At 73.3% G+C, this 19909-nt stretch carries 19 protein-coding genes and 2 pseudogenes; 6 read left to right on the top strand and 15 right to left on the bottom strand.

From position 1 onward, the window contains the following. Positions 1–181, bottom strand: a pseudogene (locus ACWD4P_RS27980) (RNA polymerase sigma factor SigF); the annotation flags it as partial. Between the two features lie 222 nt (positions 182–403). On the opposite strand from ACWD4P_RS27980, the gene ACWD4P_RS27975 reads away from it, so the two are divergent. After that, positions 404–1069, top strand: coding sequence for a CatB-related O-acetyltransferase (locus ACWD4P_RS27975; RefSeq protein ID WP_449781516.1), 666 nt, complete (start codon positions 404–406; stop codon positions 1067–1069). Between the two features lie 75 nt (positions 1070–1144). Here ACWD4P_RS27975 and ACWD4P_RS27970 read toward each other — a convergent pair whose 3' ends face one another. The 3 genes from ACWD4P_RS27970 to ACWD4P_RS27960 form a co-directional block, all read right to left on the bottom strand. Continuing rightward, entirely contained in the window at positions 1145–1444 is a 300-nt protein-coding gene (locus ACWD4P_RS27970) for a DUF7701 domain-containing protein (protein ID WP_359823555.1), read from the bottom strand. Then, on the bottom strand, positions 1441–1926 hold the full coding sequence (locus ACWD4P_RS27965; protein ID WP_359823557.1) for a RipA family octameric membrane protein: 486 nt from the start codon (positions 1924–1926) through the stop codon (positions 1441–1443). Before ACWD4P_RS27965 ends, ACWD4P_RS27970 begins: the two co-directional genes overlap by 4 nt. A gap of 116 nt (positions 1927–2042) precedes the next feature. After that, the gene (locus ACWD4P_RS27960) at positions 2043–5045 is read right to left on the bottom strand and encodes a BTAD domain-containing putative transcriptional regulator (protein WP_449781515.1); all 3003 of its coding nucleotides are present in this window, start codon (positions 5043–5045) and stop codon (positions 2043–2045) included. A gap of 232 nt (positions 5046–5277) precedes the next feature. On the opposite strand from ACWD4P_RS27960, the pseudogene ACWD4P_RS27955 reads away from it, so the two are divergent. After that, positions 5278–5409, top strand: a pseudogene (locus ACWD4P_RS27955) (transcriptional regulator); the annotation flags it as partial. Positions 5410–5557: 148 nt separating this feature from the next. Next, positions 5558–6946 carry a uracil-xanthine permease family protein gene (locus tag ACWD4P_RS27950; RefSeq protein WP_449781514.1) on the top strand — a complete coding sequence of 463 codons (1389 nt, stop codon included), beginning with the start codon at positions 5558–5560 and terminating at the stop codon, positions 6944–6946. Between the two features lie 120 nt (positions 6947–7066). On the opposite strand, the gene pepN is transcribed toward ACWD4P_RS27950, so the two are convergent. From pepN to ACWD4P_RS27935, 3 genes are all read right to left on the bottom strand, one after another. Continuing rightward, positions 7067–9649 (bottom strand): aminopeptidase N, encoded by a 2583-nt coding sequence (gene pepN, locus ACWD4P_RS27945; protein WP_449781513.1) that lies wholly within the window; start codon positions 9647–9649, stop codon positions 7067–7069. A gap of 162 nt (positions 9650–9811) precedes the next feature. Next, entirely contained in the window at positions 9812–10468 is a 657-nt protein-coding gene (locus tag ACWD4P_RS27940; protein ID WP_449781512.1) for an RICIN domain-containing protein, read from the bottom strand. Positions 10469–10499: 31 nt separating this feature from the next. Next, positions 10500–11120: a hypothetical protein gene (locus tag ACWD4P_RS27935; protein WP_449781511.1), complete on the bottom strand. Its 621-nt coding sequence runs from the start codon at positions 11118–11120 to the stop codon at positions 10500–10502. A gap of 436 nt (positions 11121–11556) precedes the next feature. Between ACWD4P_RS27935 and ACWD4P_RS27930 the strand changes: the two genes are divergently transcribed. Beyond that, the gene (locus tag ACWD4P_RS27930; protein ID WP_359823572.1) at positions 11557–11934 is read left to right on the top strand and encodes a nuclear transport factor 2 family protein; all 378 of its coding nucleotides are present in this window, start codon (positions 11557–11559) and stop codon (positions 11932–11934) included. Between the two features lie 115 nt (positions 11935–12049). Here ACWD4P_RS27930 and ACWD4P_RS27925 read toward each other — a convergent pair whose 3' ends face one another. The 5 genes from ACWD4P_RS27925 to ACWD4P_RS27905 all read right to left on the bottom strand — a co-directional run bounded on the left by ACWD4P_RS27925 (position 12050) and on the right by ACWD4P_RS27905 (position 14093). Next, on the bottom strand, positions 12050–12262 hold the full coding sequence (locus ACWD4P_RS27925) for a DUF397 domain-containing protein (protein ID WP_449781510.1): 213 nt from the start codon (positions 12260–12262) through the stop codon (positions 12050–12052). A 149-nt stretch (positions 12263–12411) separates the two neighbouring features. Further along, a complete protein-coding gene (locus ACWD4P_RS27920; RefSeq protein ID WP_449781509.1) occupies positions 12412–12615 on the bottom strand; it encodes a DUF397 domain-containing protein in 204 nt (67 codons plus the stop codon). A gap of 73 nt (positions 12616–12688) precedes the next feature. After that, positions 12689–12901, bottom strand: coding sequence for a DUF397 domain-containing protein (locus ACWD4P_RS27915; protein ID WP_449781508.1), 213 nt, complete (start codon positions 12899–12901; stop codon positions 12689–12691). A 149-nt stretch (positions 12902–13050) separates the two neighbouring features. Further along, the gene (locus ACWD4P_RS27910; protein WP_449781507.1) at positions 13051–13260 is read right to left on the bottom strand and encodes a DUF397 domain-containing protein; all 210 of its coding nucleotides are present in this window, start codon (positions 13258–13260) and stop codon (positions 13051–13053) included. Beyond that, a complete protein-coding gene (locus ACWD4P_RS27905; RefSeq protein WP_449781506.1) occupies positions 13242–14093 on the bottom strand; it encodes a helix-turn-helix domain-containing protein in 852 nt (283 codons plus the stop codon). The genes ACWD4P_RS27910 and ACWD4P_RS27905 overlap by 19 nt, the downstream gene beginning before the upstream one ends. Positions 14094–14277: 184 nt before the next feature. Here ACWD4P_RS27905 and ACWD4P_RS27900 point away from each other — a divergent pair, with 184 nt between their 5' ends. After that, complete coding sequence (locus ACWD4P_RS27900; RefSeq protein ID WP_449781505.1) at positions 14278–14712, top strand: ATP-binding protein; 435 nt, start codon at positions 14278–14280, stop codon at positions 14710–14712. A 13-nt stretch (positions 14713–14725) separates the two neighbouring features. Continuing rightward, entirely contained in the window at positions 14726–15310 is a 585-nt protein-coding gene (locus ACWD4P_RS27895; protein ID WP_449781504.1) for a hypothetical protein, read from the top strand. Positions 15311–15772: 462 nt separating this feature from the next. Here the strand turns inward: ACWD4P_RS27895 and ACWD4P_RS27890 are convergent, their stop codons facing one another. From ACWD4P_RS27890 to ACWD4P_RS27880, 3 genes are all read right to left on the bottom strand, one after another. Beyond that, positions 15773–18181: a BTAD domain-containing putative transcriptional regulator gene (locus ACWD4P_RS27890; protein ID WP_449781503.1), complete on the bottom strand. Its 2409-nt coding sequence runs from the start codon at positions 18179–18181 to the stop codon at positions 15773–15775. Between the two features lie 121 nt (positions 18182–18302). Further along, complete coding sequence (locus ACWD4P_RS27885; protein ID WP_359823585.1) at positions 18303–18866, bottom strand: hypothetical protein; 564 nt, start codon at positions 18864–18866, stop codon at positions 18303–18305. 4 nt (positions 18867–18870) lie between these two features. Then, positions 18871–19776: a Crystal protein ET79 gene (locus tag ACWD4P_RS27880; RefSeq protein ID WP_359823587.1), complete on the bottom strand. Its 906-nt coding sequence runs from the start codon at positions 19774–19776 to the stop codon at positions 18871–18873. Positions 19777–19909 lie beyond the last annotated feature (133 nt).

Here is a 19909-nt window from a genome sequence, read left to right as displayed (position 1 = left end):
GCAGCAGCACCCGGGTCAGCTCCCGGGCGTCGGCCGGCGCGACCTCGCGCAGGTCCTCCGCCGCCGCCAGCTCCGGCGGCAGCAGGTCGCGCAGGCCCGCCGTGGCGGAGGCGGCCGTGCGGGAGGGGGCCTGCGTCGGCGAAGCGGCGGAGGCGGTCAGTTCACCAGCGGTCGTGACCATCGGAGTCCTTCCTCTTGTCGGCACGGTCGAACGGCCCGGATACCCCGCCTCGGCCGATCGATGCAGCCCGGCGGTGTGGAGGTTTCGTGAATGCCGCGCGGGTGTTCGGGCCGGTCCGGAAAATCCGCCGGCCCGCGGCGGCGCCCGGTGGATCATGGAGCGGCGCGCTCCAGGCGCCCCGGCCACCCGACGACCCGTCAATCCGAAAGCGGTACCGCCCCCGTGAACTCCGCCGACGCCCCCGGCGTCCCCGCCCTGCCCGACCCGACCGTCCTGCACCCCTTCCCCGGGCAGCCCCGGGTGGTGCTGCTCAAGCCGCTGGTCACCTCACCGCTGATCGAGGTGGGCGAGTACTCGTACTACGACGACCCGGACGACCCGACGGCCTTCGAGACCCGCAACGTGCTGTACCACTACGGGCCGGAGAAGCTCGTCATCGGCAGGTTCTGCGCCTTCGCCACCGGGGTGCGGTTCGTGATGAACGGCGCCAACCACCGGATGGACGGGCCGTCCGCCTTCCCCTTCCCGATCATGGGCGGCGCCTGGGCCGAGCACTTCGACCTGCTCACCGGCCTGCCCGGGCGCGGCGACACCGTGATCGGCCACGACGTGTGGCTCGGCTACCGCACCACCGTCATGCCGGGCGTGCGCATCGGCCACGGAGCGATCGTCGCCGCCGGGTCCGTCGTCACCTCCGACGTCCCCGACTACGCGGTCGTCGGCGGCAACCCGGCCACGGTGATCCGGCTGCGCCACGACGAGGCGGACATCGCCCGCCTGCTGGACCTCGCCTGGTGGGACTGGCCCGCCGAGCACCTCACCCGGCACCTGCGCACCGTCATGTCCGGCACCGTCGACGAGCTCGCGGCCGCCGCCCCCGGCGCGTAGGGCGGGGCGACGGCGGACCCCCGCCCGTGGGCCCGCCGTCGCCCGCCCGTCGTGCCGCCCGTCGTCGTGCCGGGCTCAGGCCGTGGGCTGGTGGAGCCGGCGGGCGGCGGTGCGGATGGCGAGGGTGTACGGGGCGTCGAGGGCGCGGGTACGGGCGTCGAGGTCGTCGAAGGGCACCAGGGCCTTGTGGGTGTCGTCGGTGGTCTGGGTCCAGGCCGTCCAGGCGTTGTGGACGTCCTCGTCGGTGACCTGCTCGCCCTTGGCCTGGAGCAGCACGGCGTAGAGGCGGAAGAGGTCGTCGGAGCCCGCGGGCGGGCTTGCCTCGGAGGGCAGGCAGGAGCGGATCAGGTCCGCGATGGGGTCGAGGTGGCTCATACGGCCAGTGTGCCGGTGGCGAGCGTGCCGGTGAGCAGGATCAGATGGGCTGCCGCGAATATCATCGGCACGAGCCGCTCGGTGGTGCCGAGTTCGGTGTAGTGCCGGTGGTGCCGGCCCTGCCGGGCGCTGTTCCTGAGGGCGTCCCACTCGTCGGTGTAGATCCGCGCGGACAGCCTCTCCTCCAGGGAGTTGATGACCTGGAACTTGGCGCCGTTGAGGTCCCGGTAGCTCCTGAGCTGCATCCACCAGGCGCCGGAGAGGGTGATGCCGGCCAGCGCGACGGCCGTCGGCACCCACCACGGGGACTCCGACAGCTTGGGTATCCCGAAGCCGATCAGGGTGACCAGCGCGGTCTGCACGGACAGGAAGAACGTGTTGGCGTTCCCCCGGCGGGCGGAGATCCGGTCGGCCATCTCCACCGCCAGCAGGTACAGCTCCAGCACTTCGGGCCGGCGGTGCGGTTCCTCCGGCTTGGTCATGGCGGACCCCCTCGGCCAGGTGGTGTGCCGGCTTCGCCCGCGGCCCGGGCTCTCCCCCGCTGCCTCCATCCTTCCCTGCGGGACGGCCCGTCAGTGCTGCCCGTCAGCGCTGCCCGTCAGTACGAGCCGTCGACGGTGGCGGAGGCGGCGGCAGTGGCGGTGGCGGGCGCGGCCGTCGCCACGGCGGCGGCGACGGCCGCCGGCAGCGCGCGCAGGGCCGCCTCGGCGTCCGCCTCGCCCTCCCCGTACTGGTGGGCGCGGGCGGTGCGCAGGGCGGCGCCGAGGTGCAGGGCGGCCTCCTCCGGCCGGCCGGTGGCGGCCAGGGCGCGGCCGTAGAGGGTCTGCAGGACCACCCGGCGGGTGACCGGGAAGGGCGGTTCGGCCACGGCCAGGCCGCGGGCGGCATGGTGGGCGGCCTCCTCGGCGGCGCCCGCCGCCAGGCACGTGTGGGCCAGGTGCTGGCGGGCCAGGGCCACCAGGTCGGCGCGCCCGGCCCGGTCGGCCAGCGACAGGGCCTTCATCAGCAGGCCGCTCACCCGGGCGCGCCCGGCGTGGTCACCGTGCCGGCCGAGGGCGACGGCGAGGTTGACCAGGGCGACGGCCTGGGCGGTGCCGTCGCCGGCCCGGGCGGCGAGGTCGGGGGCGCGCTCCAGGTGGACCAGGGCCTCCCCGGGGCGGCCCTCCTCCAGCAGGACCCAGCCCAGCAGGGCCCGGGCCCGGGACTGGGCGCCGGGGTCGCGGTCGGCCTCGGCGGCGGCCAGGCCGTGTTCGAGCAGCGGCGCCCAGCCGTCCCGGACCTGCCAGACGATCAGCGGCCACTGCAGCAGCACCAGGCGCCAGGCCCGGTCGTGCAGCCCGGCGGCGACGGCCGCCTCGACCGCGCCGCGCAGGGTGTCGCGTTCGGCGGCGTACCAGGTGAGCGCGCTCTCCCGGTCGGGGAAGGGGCGGACCTCGGCGGGGCGGCGGATGCCCGGCGGCAGGGCGCAGCACGGCTCGCTGCCCGGCTCGGCGGCGGCGCAGGCGGTGAGCAGGGTGTTGAGCAGGTGGTCGAGCAGCCGGGGCAGCACCTCGCGGTCGGTGTCGCCGGGCAGGCTGCGGGCGTAGAGGCGGACCAGGTCGTGCAGGGTGTAGGCGTCCCGGCCGATCTGGACGATCAGGTGGGCGGCGGCCAGCTGGGCCAGTGCCTCGGCGGCCTCCTCGGGGCGGCAGCCGGCCAGCGCGGCGGCGGTGCGGCTGTCCAGGGTGGCGCCGGTGTGGGCGCCGAGGCGGCGGAACATCCGGAGGGCGGGGTCCGCGAGGTGCTGGACGGTCAGGGCGAGGGCGGCGGCGACGCTGGTGTCCTCGACGTCCAGGAGGTCCAGGCGGTCCTGTTCGTCGGCGAGTTCGTCGGCGAGGGCGGCCAGCGCGCGCACGGGCCCGGTGGCGAGGCGGGCGGCGGCCAGCCGCAGCGCGAGCGGCAGGCCGTCGCACAGCCCGGCCAGCCGGGCGGCGGCCTCGGGCTCGGCGGCGACCAGGTCGGCGCCGAGGGTGGCGGCGAGCAGGGTGACGGCCTGCGGGGAGGAGAGCTCGGCGAGCGGCACGGGACGGGCGGCGTCGGAGGCGACCAGCCCGCCGAGCCGGTCGCGGCTGGTGACCAGGGTGACGCAGTCGTCGCCGTCGGGCAGCAGCGGGCGTACCTGCTCGGAGCGGCGGGCGTTGTCCAGGACGATCAGCATCCGGCGGGCGGCGGTCAGTTCGCGGTAGCGGGCGGCCATCGCCTCCGGGGTGGCGGGCATCTGCTCGGCGGGCAGGCCGAGGGCGAGCAGCAGCTCGCGCAGGACGGCGGCGGTGTCGCGCTCCGGCAGCGGGCTGTGGCCGCACAGGTCGACGAAGAGCCGGCCGTCGGGGAAGTCCTGCCGGCGGCGGTGGGCCCAGTACTGGGCGAGGGTGGTCTTGCCGACGCCGGCGCCGCCGGTGAGCACGGCGATCGCGCCGGGGGCGGCGGTGGCCCGGTCGAGCGCGGCCAGTTCGTCCTCCCGGCCGGCGAAGCCGCGCGGGCGGCGGGGGAAGGGCCAGGGGGTGTGCTGCGGGCCGGGGACCGCGGGCGGTACGGCGGCGGGCGGCGGGACCGGAGCGGCGGGCGGCGGCACGGGGGCGGGGGCTGACGAGGCGGGGGCGGGCCGCTGGTCGGGGACGGAGGCCAGGCCGCCGACGGTGGCGACCCGCGCGGGCGGGACGCGGTCCGGCGGCTCCTGGTCGCCGGGGATCCGGGCGGGCGGCACCCGGTCGGAGCGGGGCGGCGGGGCGTCGGGGCGCGGGGTGTCGGAGCGGGGCGGCAGGGCGTCGGGGCGCGGGGCGTCGGGACGCGGCGGGGCGTCGGGACGCGGCGGGGCGTCGGCGCGCAGCAGGCGGTCGTAGGCGTCGGCGAGTTCCGGTCCGGGGTCCATGCCGAGTTCCTCGGCCAGGGCGCGGCGGGTGCGGTGGAAGTGGTCCAGGGCCTCCGAGCGGCGTCCGGCACGGCCGAGCGCGAGCATGAGTCCGGCGACCAGGGACTCCCGCAGCGGGTTGGCGGTGGCCTCGGTGTGCAGCAGGTTGGCGGCCGTGCCGTGGTCGCCGAGCCGGCCGTGGGCGCGGGCGAGTTCCTCGACGGCGGCCAGCCGCTGTTCCTCCAGGGCCTGGGCGGCGCACTGCAGCGGCAGGCCGCCGGTGGTGCCGGCCAGGGCGGGGCCGCGCCACAGGGCGAGGGCTTCGCGCAGGGCGGCGGCGGCCTCGGCGGCGTCGGCGTCCAGGGCGCGGGCGCGGGCCACCAGGCGTTCGAACCGTACGGCGTCCACCGCCCGGTCGGGTGCCCGCAGCAGGTAGGCGCCGTTGTCGGTGACGAGTTCGATGCCGGCGGCGGGGGCGTCGTGGGCGGTGAGCAGGGCGCGCAGCCCGGAGACGTGGTTGTGGATGACGGTGCGCGAGTGCCGGGGCGGTTCCTCGTCCGCCCAGAGGGTCCCGGTGAGCCGCTCGACGGTGACCGGTGCTCCGGGGTTGAGCAGCAGCATGGCCAGCAGGCTGCGGCGTTTGGCCGATCCGGCCGGAAGCTCGCGGCCGTCCGCGGCCAGCACGGCCACCGGGCCCAGCAGTCGGAACTCCACGCACCCCCCCTTAGATGTATATGACAAGCATATGACAGCTGGCGACCCGCCGACCGCAGAGCGTCGTCCCAGGTCAAACCACCAGGTGACGGCGTCGTCCATCCTCTGCTGCCAGTAGGTGACCTTGGGCGAGTCGTCGATGTACAGACCCTTGCCGGGCGGCGAAGGGTTGCTTCCCGCGCCGACGCTCTCGCCACCGGAGGGCCCCTGGAAGCACCGGGGGCCCCTGGAAGTAGGTGCCGTCACCTCCGGCGAGCAGCGGGTCGGGCCGACGGTCCAGGGCACCGGGAGGGACCCGGTCGTCCTGGAGGCGCTGCACGCGCGGGTCATCACCGAGGGCGCGCCGCCGGCGTGGAACGACTGGCCGTAAGATCCCCGACAGCACCGGGCCCGTCAGGCCTCGGCACACGTCTTCGCAGCTCACGCGGGTCCGTGTGATCGCCGGGACACCCGGCGGCCACGACAATGGTGCGGACAGTTCCCCGGAAGTACAGAGAAAGCGATACCTCACCATGGATCTCGGCGTGCGCTGGAAGCTGCACGGTGACGGGCGCACGCCCGCACCGGGGGCGGTGGTCCGTCCCGACGAACGGCTCTCCTGGCCCCGTACGGTGGGCCTCGGCGCCCAGCACGTGGTGGCGATGTTCGGGGCCAGCTTCGTGGCGCCCGTGCTGATGGGGCTCGACCCCAACCTCGCGATCATGATGTCCGGCGTGGCGACCGTGATCTTCCTGCTCGCCACCAAGGGCCGGGTGCCCAGCTACCTGGGCTGCTCGCTGTCCTTCGTGGGCGTGGCCGCGGTGATCCGGGCGCAGGGCGGCACCAGCGCGACGGTGACCGGCGCGGTGTTCGTGGTGGGCGTGGCGCTGTTCCTGGTGGGTGTGGCGGTCCAGAAGTTCGGGGCGCGCATCATCCACGCCGCGATGCCGCCGATCGTCACCGGCGCGGTGGTCATGCTGATCGGCTTCAACCTGGCCCCGGTGACCGCCTCGACGTACTGGCCGCAGGACCAGTGGACGGCGCTGCTGGTGATGCTGTTCACCGGCCTCGCCGTGGTGTGCCTGCGCGGCTTCTGGTCGCGGGTGGCGATCTTCCTGGGACTGCTGTTCGGCTACGGGATCTCCTGGGTGTTCGACCGGGTCTTCGGGAAGATCCACTCGGTGGACGGCGGCGGGCACCTGACCGACCACTGGCGCCTGGACCTGTCGGGCGTCGGCAAGGCCGACTGGATCGGCCTGCCGACCTTCCACGGCCCGTCCTTCCAGTGGTCGGCGATCCTGGTGGCGCTGCCCGTGGTGATCGCGCTGGTCGCGGAGAACGCCGGGCACGTCAAGGCGGTCGGCGAGATGACCGGCAGCAACCTGGACGACAAGCTGGGCACCGCGATCTCCGCGGACGGCATCGGCTCCATGCTCTCCACCGCGGTCGGCGGCCCGCCGAACACCACGTACTCGGAGAACATCGGCGTCATGGCCGCCACCCGGGTCTACTCCACCGCCGCCTACTGGTGCGCCGCCGGCTTCGCCCTGCTGTTCGGCCTGTGCCCGAAGTTCGGCGCCATCGTGGCCGCCGTCCCCGGCGGGGTGCTCGGCGGCATCACCGTCATCCTGTACGGCATGATCGGCCTGCTCGGCGCGCAGATCTGGACCAGGGCCCAGGTGGACCTGCGCAACCCGCTGAACCTGGTGCCGGCCGCGGCGGGCATCATCATCGGCATCGGCAACGTGACGCTGAAGTTCACCGACACCTTCAGCCTCAGCGGCATCGCGCTCGGCACCCTGGTGGTCATCACCGGCTACCACACGCTGCGGGCGCTGGCCCCGGCGCACCTCAAGACGCAGGAGCCGCTGCTGGACGAGGGCACCTCCTCGTACGACGAGCAGGGCCGGTCCGGCGCGTAGCCGGGAGCACGGCGCGTAGCCGGGAGCACGGCGCGACGGCCGGCGGAAGTGTCCGAAGGGACCTTCCGCCGGCCGTTTCCATGAGGCCGGACGGTGCCGGCGGTGGTGGACCGCCGGGGCCTACCGCCCGGTCAGCTCCCGGGCCCGGACCGCGCGGCGCAGCGTGTCCAGCTGGTCCACCAGCCCGCGCCGGGTCGCCGCGGTGAGGTCCGGGTCGGCCAGGCAGGCCTCGGCCGCCCGGACGGTGCGCTCGGTGGCGGCGAAGGCGGGGAAGCCCGCCGTGGCGAGCACCCGGGCCAGGGCGGGGCCGCGGCGGGCGGCGGCCGGCCCCAGCTCCTTGAAGTAGCGCGCGGTCAGCTCGTCCAGCAGGTCGGCCTGCTCGGGCTGCCACAGGCCCCTGGCGGTGGCGATGGCCAGGTAGTTGGAGAGCTCGCCGTGGAACAGCGCCTGCCAGGCGGCCTCCTTGGCCGCCGGGTCGGGCAGGGCGGCGCGGCAGCGGGCGGCGCCCTGCTCACTGGTGCTGCTCGGGTCGGCGGCGAGTTCGGCGGCGATCTCCGGCTCGCCGGCCGCGCCGAGCACGCACAGGCGCAGCAGCAGCTGCCAGCGCAGGTCGGGGTCGAGTGCCGGGCCGCCGGGCACCGTGCCGGCCGCCAGCCAGTCGCGCAGTTCGGCGGCCTGCTGCTCGCCGAGGGCGGTGCCGATCACGCCGCGGGCGGCCACCAGGCGCAGGCCGGTGCGGTCCGGCTCGCCCTCGGTGCGCCGCAGCAGGGCGCGGCAGACCTCGCCGAGCCGGGCCAGCGCCGCCGGGTGGTCGGCCGGGGGTACGGCGCAGTCCACGACGAAGTCGCGGGCGAAGGCGAGCACCGCGTCCACCAGGTGCACGGAGGTCTCGCCGGGCAGGTGGTCGGCGACCAGCCGCAGGTACGCGTCGGGTGCCAGTTCGCCGTCGCGCACCTGGTCGCGGGCGGCGCTCCAGAGCACCGCCCGGGCCTCCTCCTCGGGCACGGCGCCGAGCGAGGTGCGCGCGGTGTCCCAGGAGGCGGCGTCGAGGCGGATCTTGACGTAGCCGAGGTCGGTGTCGTTGAGCAGGGTGAGCGCGGTGGCGGCGGGCCGGGCCAGGGTGGTGCCCGGCGCCTCCGCGGCGTCGGCGCCTGTGCCTGTGCCTGTGCCTGTGTCGGTGCCTGTGTCGGCGTCGGTGTCGGCGGCCAGGGCGAGCGGTGCCCGCTCGGCGAGTTCCAGGGCTCCCTCGGGGGTGCGCCGGTAGTGGGCGACGGTCAGCTGGTGCGGGCGGGTGGGACCGCCGTCGGCCGCGGTGTGCTCGATCCGGCCGTCGGTCAGCCGCAGGGTGTCCACGCCGGTGGTGCGCAGCCAGCGCTCGGCCCAGGCGTGGACGTCGCGGCCGCTCGCCGCCGCCAGGGCGCGCAGCAGGTCGTCGAGGGTGGCGTTGCCGAAGGCGTGCTCGTCGAAGTGGTCGTTGACGCCGGCCAGGAAGGCGTCCTCGCCGAGCCAGGCGACCAGTTGGCGCAGGGCCGCGGCGCCCTTGGCGTAGGAGATGCCGTCGAAGTTCTGCAGGGCCTGGGCGGTGTCGTCCACCGTGCCGGGGGCCACCGGGTGGGTGGAGGGGCGCTGGTCGGCGTCGTAGCCCCAGGGCTTGCGGTTGGCGGCGAAGCCCGTCCAGGCGCTGGTGAAGCGGGTGGAGGCGGCGGTGACGCGGTAGGCCATGTACTCGGCGAAGGACTCGTTCAGCCACAGGTCGTCCCACCACTTCATGGTGACGAGGTCGCCGAACCACATGTGCGCCATCTCGTGGACGACCACCAGGGCGCGCTCCTCGCGCTTGGTGTCGTCGACGGCGGAGCGGAAGACGTACTCGTCGCGCAGGGTGACGCAGCCCGGGTTCTCCATCGCGCCGGCGTTGAACTCCGGGACGAAGCACTGGTCGTAGCTGTCGAACGGGTAGCGGTGCCGGAAGACCCGGTGGTAGTGGTCGAAGCCCTGCCGGGTGATCTCCAGCAGTTCGTCGGCGTCGGCGTCCAGGTGGGCGGCCAGCGAGCGGCGGCAGTGCAGGCCCAGCGGGATCCCGTCGTGCTCGGCGCACACCGAGTGCAGCGGGCCGGCGACCACGGAGACCAGGTAGCTGCTGATCACCGGGGTGGTCGCGAACTCCCAGCGGCCGGGCTCGACCTGGCGGGACAGGCCGTTGCCGACCACGGTCCACGGCCGGGGCGCGGTGACGGACACCGTGAACCGCGCCTTGAGGTCGGGCTGGTCGAAGGAGGCGAAGACCCGCGGGCCGTCGTCGAGGAAGGACTGGGTGTAGACGTAGTCCTCGCCGTCGGCGGGGTCTGTGAAGCGGTGCATGCCCTCGCCGGTGTGCGAGTAGGCCATGTCGGCTTCGACGGTGAGCTCGTTGTCGGCGGCCAGGCCGGTCAGCGGGAAGCGCCCGGCCTCCAGCGCGGCGACGTCCAGCTCGCGGCCGTTGAGCACCACGCGGTGGAGCCGGGCCGGTTTGACGTCCACGAAGGTGCCGGCGCCCGGGGTGGCGCAGCCGAAGCGGATCACGGTGGTGGAGCCGAACACCTCCGGGCCCCGGGTCAGGTCGAGGTCGAGGTGGACGGTGCGGACGTCGAGCAGGCGGTGGCGCTCGGCGGCCTCGGTGCGGGTGAGTACTGAGGTATCGGACACGGGGTCATGCTGCTCCATCCGGCGGGCCGGCGGTAGCCGATTTCTCGGCGGTCGCACGGCTGCGGCCCCGGGTGTCCCGGGCGCGGAGCGGGGCCCGGACCGTTCGCGGTCCGGGCCCCGTGTCCGTCCCCGTGTCCGTCCCCGGGGGCGGCACGGGAGCCGTTCGGGCCCGGTGCGGGGCTACCGCGAGTTGTTCGCCCAGTACCCCGGGATGGAGAACGCGGTGGCGCGGTTCAGGTACTGGGCGACGTGCGAGCCGTCCCCCGCGAACGTGCCCTGGATCGCCATCCACATACCGCTGTGCAGCACCTGGAACATCATCGTGTCGGTTGCCGGGTCGTGGGAGATCCAGAACTTCTGGTTCTGTCCGACGTTGTCGCAGTTGTAGACGGAGAACCAGTAGTCCTCCTGCTGGTAGCCGCCCCAGAGGGTGACGCAGTCGCCGCCGTTCTTGGCCTTCAGGATGAAGTCGGCGGTCTCCAACGGGCCGCCGGGCCAGCGGCAGACCTCCCACAGCTGGGTGTCCGAGTTCCTCGACGGCCTCTGGAGCACCGCCTTGGCGGGGCCTTGGTCGTACTCCAGGACCATGCCCGGGGTGGGCGTCTCGATCCGGTAGTACCCGTCGCAGTCCCAGCCCTTCCATTCGTGACCGACGAAAGCCCGGGGCGCTGCGGCCGGAGCGGATCCGGTCCCGGTGTCCGCCACCGCCGGCGTCGCGAGCAGGGCCACCGCGGCGACGGTGGCGACGGCCGTCCGAACGGCCCGGGCCGCCGCGCGGGCGGCGCCCGCCGAACGCGCGGAGGGTCGGCGGACGGGGTGCGCCGTGCTGCTGGTCATGCTGTTCTCCTCGGTGTGTTCCATGGCCCGGTCAGCAGCTCAGCTGTATCTGGACGGCCCGCCGCAACGTGCCGGCAGGCTCCTGGTTCGCGCACGAGACGGCGCCGATCTCCGTGGGCTCGAAGGTGGTGAAGGTGCCGGAGCCGCCGTTGAGCGCGTTGATCCACACACCGGTGGTCGGGCTGGTCTCGGCACAGAGGTACTTGACCCACTCGCCCTGCACCTTGCGGGTGCCCCGGTAGAGGCCGTACCGACCGGGCTTGTTCAGGTTCCAGGTCGTGGTGATCTGGCTGGTCTTCGTGGTGGACGTGGTCTTCATGACGGAGAAGCCGACCTTGGCCTCCACCTTGACGAACAGGACGGAGAGGCTCGCGCCGATCTCGGTGCTGTTGTTGACGGTGGTGGTCACCGAGTCCGTGTTGACCAGCGTCTCGGTGCGCTGGCCGGTCGCCCCGTCGGGGACCTGCACGGCAAGGTAGTCGGTGATGACCGGGGTGACCCGGTAGGACATGATGTCCACCCACGTCGGCTCGACGCTGGGATTGCACGTGGGCGTCGGGGGCTTCGGAAGCGGGGTCGGGGTCGCCTGGGCCGTCCCGGCGCCGAGCACGCCGAACGAGACGAGGGCCGAGAGCGCCACGGCGACGGGCACTACGGCACGTCGACGGGAAGCGAGGCGGATCACTGCGAACTCCTAAGGGCCGAAGAAGGAGCATGCGGGGGCCGGCGCTTCCACGTCACCGAAGTCCGAGAGCGGGCACCGTGGAGCACCGGCGGGCGCGGCGGCCGCCTCGACGGCCGCCGGTATGACGGGTATCTGACAGGTCCGAGCCGAGGGTGCTCCGGCGTTCCTGCCGAGCAGATCCTTCCGTCGCCCGCACGTCCGTCTCCATCCCAGATTCCTGGGATGGAGACGGACCTTCGACAAGCCCGCCCGGGCAGGCCCGGCAACAGGCCGGGGCCGGGGCGGCCACAGCCCGACGCCGGCGGACCGCAACGCCAACCAGAGCCGTGACCGGGCCTGTTCGCCGTGGTCGGACGGCGGATCGCGGGTCGAGCGCACGCGAAACTGCTGGTATTACTGAGGGATGCAGGAAGAGACCGCAAGCTCCGCGATCGACACGTTCATCTCCGCGTTCAACGCCTCGGACGACAGCTATGTGACGGCTCTGCTCTCCCAGGCCCTGACGTCGGACGTGGTCTTCTGGGGGCCGCTGGGCCGCAGCGAGGGAATCGAGGCGGTCGAACGGTTCGTCCTGGACATCCGGCACCACCCGGCCGGGGCCGGCACCATGGTCCGCTGCTCGGCGGTCGACATGCCCGGCGAATGGGCCCGGTACCAGTGGGTGTTCACCACGCCCGACGAAGGCCCCCGTCTGACGGGAACGGACGTCGTGCATCTGCGGCGCAGCCTCATCGACCAGATCATCGTCTTCGCCGGTGAGATCGAGCCGTTGGCCCCCTGAACCCGCCCCGACGGCTGCTTCGCCCTACAGCCGAGCCGGTCGAGGAACGAACGGGAAGAACCGACCGCAGGCCCGGACCACGAACGGCCCGGGCCTGCGGATGCCGACGTGAGGCTCAGACCTCGCCGAACTCGTCACTGCGGACGGCGGTGACGAACGACTTCCAGGACTCGGCCGGGAAGACGAGAGCCGGGCCCTGAGGGTCCTTCGAGTCACGGACAGGCATCATGCCTGAGTAACCGCCAGCAACCTCAACACAGCCGCCCTGCCCGTTGCTGTAGCTGCTCTTGCTCCAGGAGGCACCCGTCAGGTCAACGTTCCCGCCCATGCCGGCTCCCTTGGTGGATGGCCGATCAGCGGAGAGGACTCCAGCTGATCGCACTTCGTCGTCGCAGATCCTGCCCCAGGGAGCGGGGGAGGAACCGACCGCAGGCCCGAACCGCGAACGGCCCGGGCCTGCGGATGCCGACGTGAGGCTCAGACCACGCCGAACTCGCCACTGCGGACAGCCATGACGAAGGCTTCCCAGGCGGAGACCGGGAACGCGAGGGTAGGACCGTGCGGGTCCTTCGAGTCGCGTACCGGCACGTCAGCGGAGGACCCGATCGCCACCTCGACGCATTGCCCCTGCTGGGCGCTGTACGAGCTCTTGCGCCAAACGGTGCTGCGCAGGTCATCCATGTTCGAAACCTCTCCGCACTTCTCTGATGAACTCGATGCTCGCTGCCCGGGCCTGCGGATACCGACGTGAGGCTCAGACCACGCCGAACTCGTCACCGCGGACAGCGACAACGAACGACTGCCACGCCTCGGCCGAGAAGACGAAGACCGGGCCTTCAGGGTCCTTGGAGTCACGAACGGGCACCATCCCAAGCGAGCCACGCGCAACCTCAAGGCAATCGCCGCCTTGCTGGCTGTAGCTGCTCTTGCTCCAGGAGGCACCCGTCAGATCAACGTTCCCGCCCATGCCGACTCCCTTGGTGGATGGCCGATCAGCGGAGAGGCCTCCAGCTGATCGCACTTCGTCGTCGCAGATCCTGCCCCAGGGAGCGGGGGAGGAACCGACCGCAGGCCCGGACCGCGAACGGCCCGGGCCTGCGGATGCGGGGCTGGGGCTCAGACTCCGCCGAACTCACCACTGCGGACAGCGGTGACGAACGACTTCCAGGACTCGGCCGGGAAGACCAGAGCCGGGCCCTGAGGGTCCTTCGAATCGCGGACCGGAACAAGACCGGGGAAGCCCGGGGCCGCCTCGACGCAGTTTCCGCCCTGCTGGCTGTAGCTCGCCTTCACCCAGCGGGCAGCGGTCAAGTTGATGTCGGACATTCGATCCCTTTCCGAGCAGCACGCATCCATTCGAGAGTCGCCGTCTCGGCCAGCGCTCCCACTTGGAGTCGATCGTAGTGTTTCCTCCAGGCGGCAAGCCGTTCGATATCCCGCTCGAGGTGGCTTCGGCCCTCAGACTCCGAGTATCCCAGGAGGGACCGGTCGGGGAGGGTCAGAAGCACTAGCGGCAAGGCGAAGGGGCGCTCCTCCCCCAGCGCGAACGGCGCAACTTGAAGAATCACATTATTGACGGCATACAGCTCCTCCAAGTGAGAGAGCTGCGCCCTCATGACCTCACGACCGCCGATTGGGCGACGCAGGCAACTCTCGTCCAGCACAGCATGAACCAGTGGTGGCCTGGCCCGTCGGAGCAGTTGCTGCCTCGTGAGCAAGTAGGTCACTCGCTCGTCCGCCTGCTGCTGGGTGATCGCGCCTCGGCGAACGTCGCCTGCTGCCAGAGCCCGGGCATAGGGCTCGATCTGGAAGAGCCCCGGGACGACTCCAGCCTCGTAGATCCTTATCTCAGTGGCGTTCTGCTCCTGATTTGCGTACTCCGGGAACCCCTCCAGCAACGCCGAGTGCTTGGCCTGGAGCCACATCAGCAGCAGGGTTCCGCCCGTGTCCAACACGCGATCGGCGTCACGTGCGAACTTCTCGCTCGGCGGGGTCCGGCCAGGCGGGGCAAGTTCGGCATAGGAGACGTAGGAAGGATCGACCCCCACGCGCCTCGCCAACTGAGCTTGCGTGAGGCCGGCAGCCCTGCGTGACCTGCGGAGTTGCACCCCAAAGGGGGCCCATGGGCTTGATGTTGGATCAAGTTCCTTGAGGTTCATTGACCTTCACCTACTTGCCGTGCATCGACTTCAAGCGTCAGATCGGCTTCCGATAGTAGGGGTCAGAGCGCCACCATGGCTACACCCGGTGATTCACCAGGTGCACAGCGCAACCTGCCGAGACCGTCCATCTCGCAGCGCACGGCGCATCCCACTCTCATGCCATCCCTTGAGGTACTCCCCCATGCTCACTGCCCGTCGGCCTCGCGCGTTCGTCGCGCGGCTCGATGCCCGTGTCGAATCCACGCCGCTGGCCCGGTACTTGCTCCGCGCCTACCTCGCCGCCCTCCCCTCCGGCGAGCGCTACCGCGATACCGCCGAGCTGCTGTTGGGCGAGTTGTTCGCCAACGCCGTGCAGCACTCCGACGGCCCCGACGACTGCCACATCGAGATCCGCATCTCCCTCACCGGCTCCCGCCTGCGCCTCGAAGTCCACGACGCCGGCACCGGCCGCCCCACCCTGCGCACCGCCTCGCCCGACGACGAGTGCGGGCGCGGCCTGTTCCTCATCGACGAGCTCGCCGAGCGCTGGGGCTGCTCGTCCCGCCCGGGCGGTATCGGCAAGTTCGTCTGGGTGCTCGTCGCCCCCACCCCCGTGCCCACCCTCGTCACCGTTTGAAAGCCCGGACCCCATGAACCTCACCACCCTCGCCCGGCACACCCTCTCCCGCGGCGCCACCCCGGCCGCCACCTACGCCCTGATCGCGCGCCTCGGCCACCCGCCGCTGCCCGTCGCCCGGGCCGTCTGCCTCGCCCTGGACATCCCCCACGCCGAGACCACCCGCCGCCTGGCTGACTGCTACGACGCCCTCCTGGCCGACCCCCGTCCGGACTCCGAGTGCGACACCGGCGAAGTCCTCGAAGCCCTCGGTGTCTTCGACGTCCCCAAGTCCCTCACCGACACCGAACTCGCCGTCGTCGACCTCTTCCTGACGGCCATGGACGCCATGGGCGGCATCCGCCCCGGCCACCGCCACGGACTCCAGCGCTGGTTCACCACCGGCAACCTCACCGCGGCCTACCTCTCCCTCGCCTTCGCCCGCCCCCTGCCCCGCACCGGCGACCCCACCACCTACTGGACCACCCTCACCACCGCCGGTGAACTCCTCACCGCCGTCCCCAACCCCGACACCCGCCTCACCTACGCCCTCACCCACTGCCGCACCCAAGCCGCCCCGCACCAGAAGTCGGCCCCGCCGACTTCCGGTGCCTCGTAGCGCCACCACCGGCCCGGCCTCTCCCTCACGGGAAGGCCCTCAACCGACGTCCCGCGCATTCGAATCGCGGGTTGGTGGGGGGCTTGTGGGTGCCACCTGGGCCCGCCCCGCGCTGCGCGGCTCGCGGCTCTGCGAGCCGCGACCTGACGGCCGGCTCCCGGCTCCCGGTTGTGGCTGCCGGAGGCCGGGGCGCCGGGCGGTCGGACTCCGGGGTACGCACCGGCAGGTGGGGCGGCGGCCACAAGCGCGTCCAAGGCGGAACGTCACGGCACCATGCGTGCCGGCCCCGGTCCTCGTCCGCGAGGCGAGGGCCGAAACCCGCGTCCGGCAGGCCGGTTGCCGCTGTTGAACGGCCGGGCCGGCGCCCCGCCGGGGCCGACACCCACCCGGACCCGACAGCCACCCGACGAACGACCCGCCCGCCCCGCGGCCGACCCCGTCCCGGTCCCCCGGGCGGCCCGGTCAGGAGCAGAAGCGTGCCTCTCCGAGGCTTCTGGCGGTTCCGCCGGGGCGTTCGGTCGGGCCGGAGGCGTCGGAGGCGTCGGTGGCGTCGGCGGCGGGGCCGTCCTGTCCGGCGAGGCGTCCGGCGCGGTCGAAGTACCACCGGGCCTCGCCGTGGTGGCCCAGCAGCGCCAGTTGGACCGCCGAGGCCAGCGCGTGCCCCAGCGGGGCCGCCCACTCGCCCTTCGTCTGCTGGATCACCAACGGCCACAGCAGCGCCGCGAGGCGCCACACCCGGCCGTGGTGGCCCGCCGCGGCCGCCGCCGCCACGGCGGCGACCAGGTTGCGCCGTTCCCGCGCGTACCAGGCCATCGCCTCGGCCCGGTCCGCGAACGCGGGTGCGCCGGCCGGCGGGCGGACGTCCTCGGGCAGCCCGCCGCCGGGCCCCGCCACGGCGGCGGCTGCCAGCGCCCCGCACAGGTAGTGGTCGAGGAGCCGCAGGAGGCGGTCGGGGTCGGGCGCGGGGCCGAGCGTCCGGGCGAACAGCCGGACGAGGTCACGCAGGGCGTAGCGGCCCTGGGCCCGTTCTTCCAGCAGGTTGGCGGTGATCAGCCGGTTCAGTGCGGCCCGGACGGCGGCCGGGTCGCCGCCGGCCAGCGCGGTCACCGCGCCGAGGTCGGCGTCGGGGCCGGCGTGGTGGGCCAGCAGGTGCAGGAGTTCAGCCGCTTCGGGCGGCAGTTGGCCGACGCTGGCCCGCAGGACGGAGGCGAGGTCGAACTCGCCGGCGGCCAGCAGGGCGAGGCGCTGGCGTTCGTCCCGCATCTCCTCGGCGGCCTCGCGCAGCGACCGTTCCGGCCTGGTCGCGAGCCGGGCGCCGGTCAGTCGCAGGGCGAGCGGCAGGCCGTCGCACAGCCAGACGAGGCGGCGGACGGCGGACGGTTCGGCTTCGACGCGTTCCGGCCCGAGCACGTCGGCGAGCAGTGCGGCGCCCTGGCGTGGTTCCAGCCGGTCGAGCAGCAGCGGCCGGGCACAGTCGGCGGCGATCAGGCTCTCCAGCCGGTTGCGGCTGGTGACGACGCTGGCGCAGCCGGCCGCGTCGGGCAGCAGCGGCCGTACCTGGTCGTAGCTGAGGGCGTCGTCGAGGAGGACCAGGACGCGGCGGTCGCGGAGCAGTTCGCGGTAGCGGCTCTCGGCGGCGGCGGGGCTGTGCGGGAGGTCGTCCGGTCTGGTGCCGAGGGCGACGAGGAAGTCCCTCAGGACGAAGGCGGGGTCGGCGGCGGGGGCGGTGCCGACGAATCCGTCGAGTCGGGCGAAGAGGACGCCGTCGGGGAACGCCGTCGCGGCGCGTTGCGCCCAGTGGGCCACGAGCGCGCTCTTGCCGATGCCGGCGGGGCCGGTGACCAGGCAGACGGGGGCGTCGCGGGTGGGTGCCACGGCTTCGTCCAGGCGGTCGAGTTCGTGCTCGCGGCCGCGGAAGCCGGCCGGGCGGCGGGGCAGGAGGAACGGGCGCCGCCCACCGTCGGCGACCGGGCGGGCGGCCTCGGGGCGGGCAGTCTCGGGGAGGACGGCCTCGGGGAGGTCCGCGGGGCGGGATAAGGAGCGGGGTGAGGAGCGGGGTGAGGGCTGGGTGCGGGGCGCGGGCTGGGTGTGCTCTCCGGGCTGGGGACCGGCGAGGATCCGGGCGTAGGAGCGGGCCAGCGCGGGGCCGGGGCTGACGCCGAGTTCGTCGGCCAGCAGCCGGGCCGTGCGGTGGTAGAGGCGGATGGCGGCGGCCTGGCGGTCGGCGGCGAGCAGGGCGTCGAGCAGCGCCGCCACCAGTGACTCGCGCAGCGGGTGCCGGTCGACCGGGCCGCGCAGGACGGCCACGGCGTCCTCGGCGCGGTGTTCGCAGGTCAGCGCGTGGCCGAGGTTCTCCACGGCGCTCAGCCGGCTCTCCTCCAACTCGGCGGCGGCGGAGGTGATCAGGGGTGTGTCGCAGAGTCCGGTGAGGGCGGGGCCGCGCCACAGGGCGAGTGCCCTGCGCAGGGTCGGGACGGCCGAGTCCGGGGCGGCGGGGGCCTGGAGGGTGTGGTCGCGGCGGGAGGCGGAGACGGCGTCGCGAAAGCGCCGGACGTCGATGCCCTCGGTGGGTGCGTGGAGCAGGTAGCCGTCGCCGACCGTCTCGATGGTGGCCCCGCCGGTGGGGTGGACCAGGCGGCGCAGCCGGGAGACGTGGCCCTGGATGGTGGTCTTCGCGTGGGTGGGCGGCCGTTCGTGCCACAGGGCGTCGGTGAGGCGGTCGACGGTGACCAGGGAGCCGTGCGCGAGTGCCAGCACGGCCAGGACGGTGCGGCGTTTCGGTGGCCCGAGGTCGACAGCCGTCCCGTTGTGGTGGACCTCCACGGGACCGAGCATGCGGAAGTCGAGCAACACGTCCTCCTGGCTGTTCATCTGATGATCAGTGAGGAGCTACCCGAAACATATGCTACTCATACACACAACCCCGATCACATGGCGTGATCGGGGCTGTGGTGGCGCGGACGGAACGGTGGGAGGCGACGGGCCCTGCCGGTTACGGGTGGGCGTTGACGACGAACCAGTAGAAGGCGCCCGCCGTCATGACGGCGGTGTTCCCGGCGAGCGCGAGATAGCGGTTGGTGGCGCGGTTGCGCAGCGCGACGGTGCCGCTGGGGCCCGCGACGGTGACCCAGTCCCACGAGCCGCCGTTGCCCCAGTTCGCCTCCACGGCGCCGCCGTCGTCCTGGAGGCTGCCGCCGAAGTCGAAGTTCTGGAACTCGATGGCGCCGTTGCCGCCGTCACGGGCGGTCCACAGGGCGTGGTGGTACTGGTCCTGCCCGTACCACCACCGGCTGGCCTGGGTGGTGATGCTGTTCCAGGCGTTCTCGCCCAGCCACTGGTCGGGCGCGTTCTGCGGGGAGAGGACGTAGCTCTGCCCGGGGGTGATCCCGGCCGCGAGCGCGACCGCGGCGCCGGCCTGCTGCCCGGCGGCCGGTGCCGTGGCGGGCGCGGGAGCCGCGAGCGACTCGGACGCGGCCAGCGGGACGAGGGTCATCGCGGCGACGGCGGCCGCGGCCAGGGCCTTGACGCCCGGGCGGGTGCGGAGGATGCGCTCCATCGGATCAGCCCTTCTTCACGGTGAAGGTGACGTTGGCGTTGTCGCCGCCGCCGCCGTCCCGGCTGCAGGTGTAGCCGTCGGGGACCTTGCAGTCGTACTTGTTGCTGCCGGAGTAGGGGTTGTCCCACCAGATCTCGACGTTGCCCACGTCGTACATGTTGTAGACGGCCCGGCCCTCGGTGCCGGTCATGAAGCCGTTGGACTCCGACTGCCAGGACCCGTTGTCCTTCGGGAAGATGTGGTCCGGCGGCAGCATGTTCTCGCTCCAGGTGCCGTGCGAGAGCGAGGAGGAGGTGCGGTCCATGGTGTTCGTGGTGCGGTTCTGGAGCGCGACGTAGGTGCTCCGGGCCGCGGAGAGCGCGCTCGCCTGCTCGGCGGACGCGGCCGGCGCGGCGGCGAGGGTCTTCGGGCTGCCGCCCAGGGTGAAGTCGACCGAGGCGTTGTTGCCCGAGCCGCCCGTCCAGGAACAGGTGTAGCCCTCGGGGACGGTGCAGCTGTAGCTGTTGCTGCCGGAGAACGGGTTGTTCCAGTGGATCGTCGCCTCACCCGACTCCAGCTGGTAGCGCACCTCGCCCTCGGTGCCCGTCATGAAGCCGGAGGAGTGCGAGCCCCAGGACGCCGACGAGGCCTTGTCGATGGCCTGCGGCGGGGTGGCGTCGTCCCAGACGCCGTGCGACAGCGAGCTGTAGTTCCGGTAGATCTTGGCCGTGGTGCCGTTGTAGAGCGACACCGCGGTGCTGCGCGCCGACTGCACCCCGGCCGGGCCCTCGGCGGTGTCCGGGGCCTGCGTGGCCACGGCCGCCGGGGCGGCGCCGAGCACCAGCGCGCCGGCCGCGGCCAGCAGGGCGACACCCCCGCGCGTCCGCGTGCCCGCCGTGCCGGCCCTGCCGGTCGTCCTCTTGCTGAACATCACGCCTCCTTCGGTGACCGCCGCCGGGTGCGGCGGGTTCCCACGGTCGGGGACGGCGCTAACGCTCCGCTGTCGATCGGCTGTCGCGGCGCCGGCGCGGACGCAAGCGCGGCACGGGCGCGGGCGCGGTGCC

The organism is Kitasatospora sp. NPDC002543 (genome assembly GCF_053594915.1).
The sequence above is the reverse complement of the archived record's forward strand: the minus strand, read 5'-3'. Positions and strand labels throughout refer to the sequence as shown.